Origin of the sequence: Maribacter spongiae, from assembly GCF_047345125.1 — a bacterium.
Classification (GTDB): domain Bacteria; phylum Bacteroidota; class Bacteroidia; order Flavobacteriales; family Flavobacteriaceae; genus Maribacter.
Window position 1 is genome coordinate 174,694 of record NZ_JBLFEQ010000005.1, and the last position, 12,291, is coordinate 186,984.

The window sequence follows — 12,291 nt, forward strand, 5'->3', positions numbered from 1 at the left end:
TAGTAGGGTATCGATTAAAGAAAAGTTAAAATATATATTTCCTGTAACATTCCAACCCCTGGGGGTGTCTTTTAAGTAATTCATCATCAATCAATTATTAATCAGGCCTTGAACCGAGTTTCAGGGTAAAAAACAACAAGTTATGAGAAAATTAAGTTTAATATGTTTGGCAGCATTTCTTTTAGCAATGGGCAGTATTTTTGCAAATGATACCGAAGGGGTAAAACCAGATGGAGACCTTTCCGTTCAAATCTCTAAAATGTTATCCGAGAACTCTTTTTCCGGTCAGGAGATAGGTTTGACCGCACAGGTAAGGTTTACGTTGAACAACAAAGGGGAGATTGTAGTGCTTTCCGTTGATACCAAATTTGCTAAACTAGAACGTTTTATAAAAAGTAGATTGAATTATCAAAAAGTGGAAATTTCCGAAATAGAAGAAGGTAGACTATATGTTTTCCCAATGCGCATATCCGCCTAATGCAGAAAGCAATATGTGAAAATCCTGAATCCATATAGGTTTTAGGATTTTTTTTTGTTTTTATATTTTACGGGAGAAACCGCATTATCATGGTTCTGCCGTTTCCGATTTTTATAATCGTCAGGTCTTTGCGAAGACTTTTTAGCGTTTTGCATACCTAAAAGTACTTCACCGGGACTTTTTGGATCATCTTTTGTTCCCCTTAAATGAATAATAAGTCCATTCAGGAAATTACGCAAGACCTGGTCTCCGCATTCCATATAATTGGGATGGTCCTCATTCCTGAAAAAGGCACCCAATTCACTTTTGGACATATTAAAATCGGCCAATTTGAGGATATCCACAATTTCATTGTCCCTAAGTTTTAGGGCAACCCTCAATTTTTTTAAAATATCGTTGTTGGTCATGCAATCAATTTTAGCGCAAGTTATCATTAATTAGTGAATAGTATCCGTTCGATCAGTATACTATAATCCTTTTTTTTTAGTTATTTTACTAGTTCTTCATCAGGAAAACAAAATGAATAGCGAAAAAGAAAAATTGAGTATTCTGTCCGAAATGATTGCTTTCGCTACGATAGATAACACCGTTAAGCAATCTGAGTACGATTTTCTTTTTAATGTTGCCCAGCAGTTGGATGTAAGCAAAAAAGTGTTCGATTCACTTTTTAAGAACGAAGCGGAACATATTATCCCCAAATCCCAGGCTGAGCGCATCGTACAATTCCATAGATTGGTTCTTTTAATGAATGTGGACAATAGGCAAGATCTTATTGAAATAAAGCGGTTGCATGATATGGGATTGGGAATGGGACTTCCGCCCTCTGCCATAGAACAAGTACTTTCCATCATGCATAAATACCCCAATAAAGTTGTTCCGCCAGAAGTACTTATTGCCATTTTTAAGGCACACTACAATTGATTGGGTATTTCACTGGTGCAAATCCAGAATATTCATTGAACTTGCTCGATACGGGATTTTTGAAACCCAATAGTTGTTGGGTTATCGTTTAACGGATTATGAATATGCTCCAACTCAATTAACGAATAATAATAGAGTTATCGGCAATTTCATTGCTTTTTAACCCCTACAGCTTTAAAGACGATGATAGTTCATTAATAATATACAATAAGTGACATTATGTCGCTTACTTATGTTGATTAAATGACAAAAAGACACTTGTATGGCTATGGTATAGCATTTGTTTTATTCAAGGCGTAACAAAAGTTTAATCTTATAAAACATAGAATCATGAGTTTAATAAAAAGAAATGATATGCTTTTTCCATCGTTAATGAATGAAATTTTCAAGCCCGACTGGTTTGGTGGAATGGAAAATTTTAAAACATTCCCTGCAGTAAATATTAAGGAGAATGAAAAAGATTTTGAATTGGCACTTTCCGTGCCCGGAAGATCCAAGGAGGACTTTAATATCGAAATAGATGACAATATCCTTGCTGTTTCCGCTGAAGTTGGCTCTAGGAAAGAAGATGTGAAAGAAAGTTATACCAGAAAGGAGTTTGGGTATGCCTCTTTTAAAAGATCTTTTGCACTTCCAGAAAGCGTGGATGTTGAGAAAATAGATGCCAGCTATGAAAACGGTATTCTAAAATTTCATCTGCCAAAGCGGGAAGAGGCATTGCCTAAGCCTAAAAGGGTGCTTGAGTTGTCTTAGGGATAAAATAATGTCGTGGATTTGCAACAAAAAGCAGCTTAATGTAGATCGATCAGAACTTGATTTGGTACAAAACCTGCCCTAAAGATCGCGGGATGCTCAATAGTTCTTAAAATAAGAAAAGCCGGAAAATTATTTTCCGGCTTTCCACAATTAAAAAAAACAGAAACAATCTTGATTTATTGTGGTTGAATATCAATTCGCACCAAATTATATCCTCCTCGAGGGTCTTGGAGATATACAACACCGGGGCCATTATTATAAACACCTTTGCCAAATTGAACATCTTCCAGCTCGCTAACTCTTCTAATTGTTGTATTTGCATCAGCCGCACCTTCGTTAGGGCCTGACTGCCTAGGTGCCTGGTTGATTCCAAACCCGACCGGTTCATCCACCTCTGTACCTGCATCAAACAAATACGATTCATCACTTTCCGAAGTACCTGAAAAGGGGGTTCCATTTTCATCAAACAAGGCCACACCATTATTGTTATAACTTATGAACCAATCATTGGTCTGAACCAGCATCGTACTAATACCCAATTTATAATCTTGACCCTGCGGCACATCCAAAGTGAAAGACAAGTATTCACCTGGCCCAATATTTGCAGTTTCATTACTTGCCGCAACCGGCAAACCTAGATTGTTGAAATAGTCGACTGCAATTGTATTATTACCGTCTTCTGACAATTCTTCCAATCCGCTTCCGTCCTTTGCTTCTCCGCCTTGAGCAAAGAAAGGATCGCTATCTGTGTTAAAGGCATATACAATTCCTGGAGAAAAAACACTCAAAGATGAGGCCAATCGAAGCGGTGAACCATTACTTCCAGTTTCATTGAACCAATTGTATAATTCTCCTGGCATACCATCTTCGGCAATTCTTTCCAAACCAACTCCTCTATCTTCTTCTCCCAGTGCGAACAATGGTTCAGGGAGTGCATGCAACACAGCAATTCCAGGGGTAACCACAAATCCATTGGTAGAGCTTGCCGGTTGTCCTGGGTCAGGAGTGTTTATTGCCGTAATCGTTAATGTAAAGGTGCCGGCGGAGTTTCCATCTCCGTTTGCATAATCCAATACAGCGGTCATGTAGATTTCTCCCGTATCTCTTCCTTCAACCAATCTAACAAGTGTATTCGCATCAGCAGGTCCTACATCTGCACCAGCAGGTGGAAAAGAAGCTGAGTCATTGTCTGCCTCAGTACCTAGATCATACAAAGAAAGCTGATCAGCAATATCCACACCGTTTAAAGCCTGCCCATTTGGAAATAAATCAATTCCATTTAAATCAGTTGGAGCCAAAAACCAGTCGTTGCTATTGGCCATCATGGTTACCGGTGTGAACTTGGTACCTGGAACCGCTTTAAATGATATTTGATATTGGGCTCCATTAGTTGTCAACGGTCCAGGGTCAGAAGCTCCGACTGGAGTTGTAAACGTATGGACGTTCAAATAATTTATTACGTTACTAATGGTTACATTGAAGGTGGTTTTCGCTACTTCTGTTTCATTGGCCAATCCTAAAGATGGATTTACTTCTTGTGACCAATCGGCAGCAGCATCACCTTCTCCATCATATTCGATACTGTAACTGTCCAAACTAACGGTTGGAACAAACTCTCCTGCTGTCCAAATACCAGCTTCTACTGCAATATTTTCACGTGCACTTCCAGCAGCTCCCCATTGCACAAAATCCATTATTGCATCTGCGCTTGTAAAAGAATTATTTGAATATAACCCCAATCCACCTTCGGTGTCGGGCAAAGCATAAGGTACCACAACAAACTCTCCGGCGGCTAGTTCTATGCTACCACTTTCAGGAGTAACATTCTCCAGTTGCACATAGGTGCCTGGGCCAAGACATAACCAGTATGAACTTAAGTCGACCGTTACATTTCCATTGTTGTATAGTTCGATCAAGTCTCTGCTGCCATATTGTACTTCATTGATTACGATGGACCTAATTTCCTCAGGAATGGTCAATACATTATCTTCTCCTATTGTTGCTGTTGTGGTTTCCGCCCAATTTGCAGCTCCGGTTCCATCTCCATCAAAAATTATGGTGTTATCCGTACTACCAAGTACTGGAACAAATTCACCCGCTGTCCAAATTTCTGCCTCAACGGCAACATTTTCCCTAGCAGTAGATCCCGCACCCCATTGCACAAAATCAACTAAAGTAGAGGCATCTGTGAAATCAGTATTGCTATTATATAGTCCTATTCCACCTTCAGAATTTGGCATCTCATAGGCGACTGATAAAAATCCTCCGGCCGCAAGTTGTAAATTGCCATCAACCGTTAAATCACTTATTCTTCTATAAGTTCCTGGGCCAAGGCAAAGAAAATAATCGCTCAAATCTACGGTCCCATCACCATTGTTTACAATTTCCACCCAATTGCCAAGGTATTGAACTTCGTTCAATCTTATATTGACCTCGGCGGTCGGTTCGGGTTCTGTTGGCACTTCACCGATTATGTCATTGTCATCATCGCTACATGATGCTAAAATAGCTGCGAACAGCAGTACTTTGAATAGATTTCTTCTCATAATTCTTTTTTTAGATTAACTATGGTCCAAAACTACTTTCGACTACGACTGAAAAACGGTGATCAAAATCACCGTTTTCTGTTAAATTTATATTAAAAGTCGTTATACTTTCGTGATATTCTAGCAGTCCAATAGCTCGATATATCTTTTATGCTGAGCTAAAACCCCAGTCTTTTCAAGCTTTTTCGTAATTCTGGAGATTACTTCACGGGAGGTTCCCAAATCCTGTGCTATCTTTTTATGTGAAAGATGAATCATGTTGCTGTTATCGCGTTTCACCTTGTTTTCCAGATATTTAACTAGACGATCTTCTATGTTGAAGCAAACAATCTCTTTAGTAGTCTGTAATAAATCCTCAAAGTTTCGTTGAAAATCATTTATCAGGATTCTGGCAAAGGTTGGATATTTTACGAACCATTCTTTTACTTTGATTACCGGAAGGGTCATTACCACGGTATCTTCCTCCGTAATGGCGGAAAATTGTACCGGTTTGGGGTCAAATAAATGGTTGAAGCTCAAAATACAGGATTCTCCGGAATTGATATAGTACAACAGAAACTGTACATCTTCCTCTTCGGCATACATTTTAATCTGACCTTTTAATACTACCGGTAAAAAGTCCAAATACGCACCCTGTTTTACAACATATGAACTGCTTGGAAACTCATGGTAACTACACGATTCTATGATTTCTTGATAAAGTCTTTCCTCTAGTATGGGAAAGCACTGCTTGATGTATGATTGGTTGGTTGGAATCACAGCTGGTTATTATTAAATGTTAAGGATTATTAATCCTTAAGTCTTAAAAAATACGCTAACCTTTCTTAAAGGGTAAATCAAAATATGTTAAATAGGTTGCGGCATGCCGGATAGTAATTGTTTGATGGGTTGATTAAAAAAAAATGTCTTGAGTTTTCAAGGTGCTTTTTTTTGAAAATATTTTGAATAGGAGTAGGAGGGGTGTTCCGGTTTTTGACACTTGATTTTTTTGCTTGTAAAAGCATGAAATCGTCATTAAAACAATGTTGGCAGTTGGTTGATTTTATTTATGGTTTTTGATTTTATTGGTAGTTGTGAACTGTAAAGGATCTTACTGGTTTTTGTCTCAAGGACTAGCTTTTATTTTTGACAGGAACAGTGGTTGGGGAGATGGTTTTTTATGTGGAAGCCAATAATCTTAAAAAGACCGGAAAATGGTTATTTTAATGTAATCTTATCGTAAAGAATACAATTTAGACAAAACTAAAAATTATTTTAATTGTATATTAATCAGTTTATTATTGCATTTTATTTAAAGTAAAAGAATATATTTATTGATTTGCCTGTTCTTGCTTCTGAAATTAACGAAAGCACTAGCTTATTCCTGTTTTTGAAGTACTTTTATTTCATCCCTAAGTTTTGCAGCCTGCATAAAATCCAATTCTTTTGCCGCCTTTTCCATGGCTTTTCTTTTTTCCCTGATCAGCTTCCCGATTTGATCTTTTGTCATGTATTCCAATTCGGGTTCCGCCGCTCTTAATTCTTCCTTTTCAAAATGATATGTGGAGACCGAATTTTTTGCCAGGACATTGTCCAGATTTTTGTTCAACGCTTTTGGGACAATGTTATTTTTGGAGTTGTAATCTATCTGTTTTTCCCTGCGGTAATTTGTTTCGTCAATGGTTTTTTGCATACTATCGGTCATCTTATCGGCGTACATGATCGCCATTCCGTTCAGGTGCCTGGCCGCTCTTCCCACCGTTTGGGTCAATGATCGGGTACTCCGTAAAAAACCTTCTTTATCGGCATCTAAAATAGCCACCAGGGATACTTCGGGAAGGTCTAACCCTTCTCGTAATAGATTGACCCCTATGAGAACATCAAAAATACCTTTTCTAAGGTCTTGCATGATTTCCACACGTTCCAAGGTATCCACATCACTGTGTATGTACCTGCAGCGCACATTAATTCTGTCCAGGTATTTTGCCAACTCTTCGGCCATACGTTTGGTAAGGGTGGTGACCAAGGTCCGTTCATCCTTTTCTACCCGTTGCTGGATTTCCTCTATCAAATCATCGATTTGGTTAAGGCTGGGGCGTACTTCGATAATGGGATCCAAAAGCCCCGTAGGTCTAATGACCTGTTCTACATATACCCCCTGACTTAATTGTAGCTCATAATCCGCCGGGGTGGCACTTACATGGACGACCTGATTTTGTAATACTTCAAATTCCTCGAACTTGAGTGGCCTATTGTCCATTGCGGCCGGAAGCCTGAAACCGTATTCCACTAGATTTTCTTTTCGTGATCGGTCGCCACCGTACATGGCGTGTACCTGGGGTATGGTCACATGGCTTTCATCGATTACCATTAAATAGTCGTCCGGAAAGTAATCTAACAGGCAGAAAGGTCTTGTTCCCGGTTCCCTTCCGTCCAGATATCTGGAATAATTCTCTATCCCGGAACAATATCCTAATTCCCGTATCATTTCCAAATCAAAGTTGGTGCGTTCCTCCAACCTTTTGGATTCAAGGGGTTTTCCTATTTCCTTAAAATAGGTCACTTGCCTCACCAAATCATCCTGAATATTATGAATGGCATTTTGGAGTACGTCCTGAGAGGTCACGAACATATTCGCCGGATATATGTTCAGGTTTTCGTATACCTCGATGATGCTATTATTGAACGGATCAAAGGCTTCTATTTCCTCTATTTCGTCCCCAAAAAAATGTATTCTAAAAGCATGGTCGGCATAACTTGGAAAAACATCTATAACATCGCCTTTTACCCGGAAATTTCCATTTCTAAAATCGGCCGCTGTTCTTGAATATAGCCCCTGTACCAATTGATGTAAAAATTGGGTACGGGCAATTACCTGGTCTTTTCGGATGGAAATTACATTTTTTTGAAATTCAACGGGATTACCTATACCATATAGGCACGATACGGACGCTACGACCAAAACGTCCCTTCTTCCCGATAATAATGAGGAAGTGGCGCTAAGCCTTAGTTTTTCGATATCCTCGTTTATGGAAAGGTCTTTTTCAATATACACGCCACTGGTCGGGATATAGGCCTCGGGCTGATAATAATCATAATAAGAAACGAAATACTCAACGGCATTGTCCGGAAAGAATTGCTTGAATTCCGAATACAATTGGGCCGCCAAAGTCTTGTTATGGGCCAGGACAAGGGTCGGTTTTTGCACTTCTTCGATTACATTGGCCATCGTAAAGGTTTTACCGGAACCGGTTACTCCCAAAAGTGTCTGATACTTTTCCTTATTATCAAGCCCTTCCTTAAGTTCCTTAATGGCATTGGGTTGATCCCCTGTCGGTTTAAACTCCGAAACTACTTTGAATTTCATCCTCTAAAAGTACGAAACACGCTAAGGTGCTACAAATCCGGAACGCTGTATACTAACTGTTGTTGAAAACTATTCAATTCACCATAAAACGGTTACAGATCTCTTTTTTTAAGGAGTGTATAGGACGAATAAACAAAAATAGCGGTCCACCCCAATACGATCAAGATTTCATAGGTATGTACCTGGTAATTTAAACTGATTTTTTCACCGACCTGATTTGCAACGGCTTGCACGGATTGCAATCTGGTAATGGGTTGTTTTATAAGGTTGTACATGCTCTGAAGTGGAAACAAAGCCATAATTTTCTCTGAGATTTCATTTGGGAATACTCGATGAGTAAATAATAAAGCGAAAAAACCTTCTATAATTTGCCATAATATTAAAAACCCTAGTGCAAAGGCCGAGCGCTTCACCAAAATCCCCAAAAACAGACAAAAAGAAAAGAACCCCATCAATTTAACAAAGAAGGCCAATAAAAATTCCAAGTCCGAAAAAATAATGGAGAGTTCATTATAATCGGAATAAATAAGGCCTAAGATCAATGAAACCAGAAAAACGAATACCGTTGAAATTAATGTAAATGAGATGACGGTAAGGAATTTTGATAAAATGAATTCTTTTTTTGATAATCCATCGATCAGATTTTGCTTAATGGTCTTATTGCTATATTCATTGGCCATCATGGAGACTATCACAATAGCAAGAAAAAGTTTTAAAAAACCAGCTATATAAGTATTAAAATGCCAGATGTAAGGGAAGTTAAATATTCCTATGTCCGCTAATTTAACATCATAACCGAAAGGAAATTTAATAATTGATATAAGTGCGATAAGTGTCAACAATATAAAATAGGAGATGATCAGTACCTTACTTGCCCTGTTGTTCCATAATTTTATAAACTCTATCTGTAGCAAACGTATCATTTGAATGTCTTTTTGGCGTTAGTTGGATTCATTTTTGGTAAGCGTTAAGAATTGCTCTTCCAGACTCTCTTTGCGCTTGACCAAATGGGAAAGAACGATCCCTTTGTCAAAGGCCCATCGGTTAAACGTTCCTGCATCCATTTTTTCCGTAAGGAAAGCGGTGACCAAACCGTTTTCCTCTCTAATTTCACCAAAACTGGTATTCTCCTTCAGCAAGGTGGTTAATTTTTCCCTGTCAGCCGTTTTAAGCTCAAAAAAGCCATGACTGGCCAGCATATCGTCAACACGTCCCGAATATAGTTTTTCCCCCTTTCGTAAAATAACGACATGGCTGCACACTTTTTCTACCTCGTCCAAAAGATGTGATGCCAATAGGATGGTAGTTCCCTGGGCCGCTATTTTCTTTATGATTTCCCGTATCTGGTGGATTCCCTGTGGATCCAGACCATTGGTAGGCTCGTCCAAAATCAGGATTTCGGGATCGTTCAACAGGGCGGAGGCAATGGCCAAACGTTGTTTCATACCTAAGGAATAGGTCTTGAACTTACTGTCCTTGCGTTCTAGAAGCCCTACTAATTTTAATTTCTCTTCGATCTTCCCCGTACTTACCTCTTTGATTTTACAGACCAATTTTAGGTTTTGAACAGCGGACATATACGGATAGAAATTGGGCCTTTCTATAATGGCCCCTACTTTTTTTAATGCTTCATGGGTAGAGATATTTCCATCGAACCAGGAAAATTCGCCGTTGGTCCTGTTCACCACATTCAATACAATGCCCAAAGTGGTGGACTTTCCACTGCCGTTAGGGCCTAATATGCCATAAACATGGCCTTTTTCTATAGAAAAGGATAGATTTTTTACTGCGGTCAAATAACCAAATTTTTTGGTCAGGTTGGTTACGGTCAGTATTTTCTCCAAAGTGAGGTGTTTTTGATTGATATATTAAGTTGACGAAGAAAGCCTAACTTTGTTACATTTCAAGGTTATTTTTAAACTATTCAAATGTCAGAAGAACGTTTAATGTCCAAAAAGAAACCTGCCTATCCGGTAAGTGAAAAATTGGACGACTATTTAAATCACTACAGTAGGAAAATAGAAATCCCTATTTTTTATGAGGATTTACTGCGATTTTCCGGTTCTGTGGTGGTCTATGATAAGAACGATGAGGACACCTTATGGATACGGGTATATTATTCGGAGTTTGAACGGGAAGAGATCGATGACAGCTTAAAAAAAGTATATTCCATTTTACATTCGGACGGTAGCAATAATATAAACCAATACCTGAATGTTGATGCAGTGGATTTCTGTACGTTCGGTAATTCCAAACCGTTCCGGATAAAGATCAGGAATATCCTCAATGATAACTTCACCTATTTCTATATTAAAAGGACGGATGCGTCCCGTATTTATGGATTGGAGCTGGAACACATGCTCTCACCGTACAATCTTAACTTTTTGGTTTATAAAGATACTTTGATCGAGGAACACATTGCAGGTATTCCGGGCGATGAATTTATAAAAACAATGTTGCCGCAATGTACCGAAGCGGAAAAGGCACAATTGGCCAAGGAGTTTGTAAAATTCAATGAACGCTGTATGATACGGCTTTTGGGGGATATGCGTTCGTACAATTATGTTATTGTGCCCACGCATGATTTTGATCATGTGGTATATAAGATTAGGGCGATAGACTTTGACCAACAGTGTTTTGAGGGTAAACTAAAAGTGTACAGGCCTCAATTTTTTAAGGAGAACTTTCAAATGGTGGAACTGGTCCGCAAAAAACTGTTAAGGGATTCCGTGGATCAGTATAAACTGGAGGAACGTTCCATTGTGGCCAAAAGAATCCTGAGTTCCGGAAATCGCATAAAAAAGTTACGGGCCATCTGTAAAACGGATATTATTTCTACCGATGAAAATATAAAAATGTTACGGGAACAAATCTATGAACTTACCATGGATGCCAATTTTAGAAAGTGCGAGACCATGGGGGCTATTATGGATAATGCGTTGAATTTTGTAAGACGTAATTATGAGGACGTAAGTATGAAACAGATTATTGAGCAGAATATTAAAATATAGTTTTCAGTAGGCGGTGGACAATGAACAGTAAGCAGTGAGAACAATGAACAGTAGGCAATAAGCAGTATTGAGTAATTAGTAGTTCGTTGTAAACCCCAGTATGCTGAAACTGCCCAGGTTGGCCAAAGACTATGTTTTCTGTTCTTTGTTGAAATACACCAGATAGTAGTACATCTGTCGTTCTTCGTCCCAACCTTTTTCTACAAACTTTTCGGCCGATTCCGGATTTATAAAATCCATTTTTATCTGGATATTGGTGTCCAGGTTAATTACGTTCTTTATCTTTTTGCGGGCATCCGATACCGCTTTGTTGGCAATGTCAAAATTGGAAACATCCTCAATACTGTACTTGGGCCCTTTCTCTACTTTATAATGTTTAAATTCCGGGATAAGTTCAGGATTTTCAATGACCTCATTAAGAAAATTGGATTCCTCAAAAGCATCGTTTTTTGCAAAATGGTTCACGGCCCTGTTCATAAAAAGCACTTCCTGTTGTTTGTCCTCGGCTGGCAGTACTACGTCTTTTGCAAAATTCTGACAGAACTTCAAATAATTTTTGGTGTAAAAATTTTCATCTGCCAGGGCGTCTACTCCCAAAAAATTTTCCAACCAATATTTGGTATCGTATTTATTGCTGTCCACGGAAAGTACTTTAAACCCCTCTTCCTTGTTTATATTGAAAATGAGGCAACCCTTATCCAGTTTATTAATATTGATACCCTGTTGCACCAATAGGTCCAGATTACTTCCTTTTTCCTCAAACTGAAGGAAATCGTGTTTCAGCTCGCTCTTAAAAATACCTATGGCATCCACTTTATGGTTATCCAATAAGATATTGCTCAAATAGGCAATATACACCTCTCCACTTTTGATGTGCGGATGATTGGATTGGTCAAAAAGATGTGTGGCTATTTTTTTTGAATTGTGATGTGTGGTAGACGGATCGAGGAATATTTCCGAGCTAATTTTGTGCAACTCGTTGAATTCCACATCTACCTCGTTTGCCAGTTTAAAGTAATTTTCCTCCTTTTCCCGGAACGGTTTAAAGAAATACTCTTTTAATAATCCCGTGGTCTCATCGTTTAAAGCGAAGGGTTCTGAAGATAGGAATATACCCTCGTTTCTATTTTTGTTCCCAACACGATGGATGGATATACTTTCTATTTGAGTACCGTACAGGTTTAGCATGATTGGTTAAGGATTACGGGGTTAGGAATTGTGGGGTTTGAAATT

The 12,291-nt window shown here is 38.6% G+C and carries 11 protein-coding genes; 4 read left to right on the forward strand and 7 right to left on the reverse strand.

Features of this window, described 5'->3' with window-relative positions; genetic code table 11:
* Positions 1 to 142: 142 nt before the first annotated feature.
* Positions 143 to 478 carry a hypothetical protein gene (locus tag ACKWB9_RS08900; protein ID WP_414002663.1) on the forward strand — a complete coding sequence of 112 codons (336 nt, stop codon included), beginning with the start codon at positions 143 to 145 and terminating at the stop codon, positions 476 to 478.
* A gap of 41 nt (positions 479 to 519) precedes the next feature.
* Here ACKWB9_RS08900 and ACKWB9_RS08905 read toward each other — a convergent pair whose 3' ends face one another.
* Positions 520 to 885 carry a DUF1456 family protein gene (locus ACKWB9_RS08905; protein ID WP_414002664.1) on the reverse strand — a complete coding sequence of 122 codons (366 nt, stop codon included), beginning with the start codon at positions 883 to 885 and terminating at the stop codon, positions 520 to 522.
* A gap of 112 nt (positions 886 to 997) precedes the next feature.
* Here ACKWB9_RS08905 and ACKWB9_RS08910 point away from each other — a divergent pair, with 112 nt between their 5' ends.
* Both ACKWB9_RS08910 and ACKWB9_RS08915 read left to right on the forward strand, forming a co-directional pair.
* The gene (locus ACKWB9_RS08910; protein WP_414002665.1) at positions 998 to 1,399 is read left to right on the forward strand and encodes a TerB family tellurite resistance protein; all 402 of its coding nucleotides are present in this window, start codon (positions 998 to 1,000) and stop codon (positions 1,397 to 1,399) included.
* 330 nt (positions 1,400 to 1,729) lie between these two features.
* Entirely contained in the window at positions 1,730 to 2,152 is a 423-nt protein-coding gene (locus ACKWB9_RS08915; RefSeq protein ID WP_414002666.1) for an Hsp20/alpha crystallin family protein, read from the forward strand.
* A 179-nt stretch (positions 2,153 to 2,331) separates the two neighbouring features.
* Here the strand turns inward: ACKWB9_RS08915 and ACKWB9_RS08920 are convergent, their stop codons facing one another.
* The 5 genes from ACKWB9_RS08920 to ACKWB9_RS08940 all read right to left on the reverse strand — a co-directional run bounded on the left by ACKWB9_RS08920 (position 2,332) and on the right by ACKWB9_RS08940 (position 9,891).
* Positions 2,332 to 4,701 carry a spondin domain-containing protein gene (locus tag ACKWB9_RS08920; protein WP_414002667.1) on the reverse strand — a complete coding sequence of 790 codons (2,370 nt, stop codon included), beginning with the start codon at positions 4,699 to 4,701 and terminating at the stop codon, positions 2,332 to 2,334.
* A 120-nt stretch (positions 4,702 to 4,821) separates the two neighbouring features.
* Positions 4,822 to 5,460: a Crp/Fnr family transcriptional regulator gene (locus tag ACKWB9_RS08925; RefSeq protein ID WP_414002668.1), complete on the reverse strand. Its 639-nt coding sequence runs from the start codon at positions 5,458 to 5,460 to the stop codon at positions 4,822 to 4,824.
* A gap of 598 nt (positions 5,461 to 6,058) precedes the next feature.
* The gene (uvrB, locus tag ACKWB9_RS08930) at positions 6,059 to 8,047 is read right to left on the reverse strand and encodes an excinuclease ABC subunit UvrB (RefSeq protein ID WP_414002669.1); all 1,989 of its coding nucleotides are present in this window, start codon (positions 8,045 to 8,047) and stop codon (positions 6,059 to 6,061) included.
* 92 nt (positions 8,048 to 8,139) lie between these two features.
* A complete protein-coding gene (locus tag ACKWB9_RS08935; RefSeq protein WP_414002670.1) occupies positions 8,140 to 8,970 on the reverse strand; it encodes an ABC transporter permease in 831 nt (276 codons plus the stop codon).
* An 18-nt stretch (positions 8,971 to 8,988) separates the two neighbouring features.
* On the reverse strand, positions 8,989 to 9,891 hold the full coding sequence (locus ACKWB9_RS08940) for an ABC transporter ATP-binding protein (RefSeq protein ID WP_414002671.1): 903 nt from the start codon (positions 9,889 to 9,891) through the stop codon (positions 8,989 to 8,991).
* 84 nt (positions 9,892 to 9,975) lie between these two features.
* Between ACKWB9_RS08940 and ACKWB9_RS08945 the strand changes: the two genes are divergently transcribed.
* Positions 9,976 to 11,058, forward strand: coding sequence for a hypothetical protein (locus tag ACKWB9_RS08945; RefSeq protein ID WP_414002672.1), 1,083 nt, complete (start codon positions 9,976 to 9,978; stop codon positions 11,056 to 11,058).
* 129 nt (positions 11,059 to 11,187) lie between these two features.
* Here the strand turns inward: ACKWB9_RS08945 and ACKWB9_RS08950 are convergent, their stop codons facing one another.
* Positions 11,188 to 12,246, reverse strand: a complete 1,059-nt coding sequence (locus ACKWB9_RS08950; protein ID WP_414002673.1) for a nucleoid-associated protein — start codon at positions 12,244 to 12,246, stop codon at positions 11,188 to 11,190.
* Between the last annotated feature and the right edge of the window lie 45 nt (positions 12,247 to 12,291).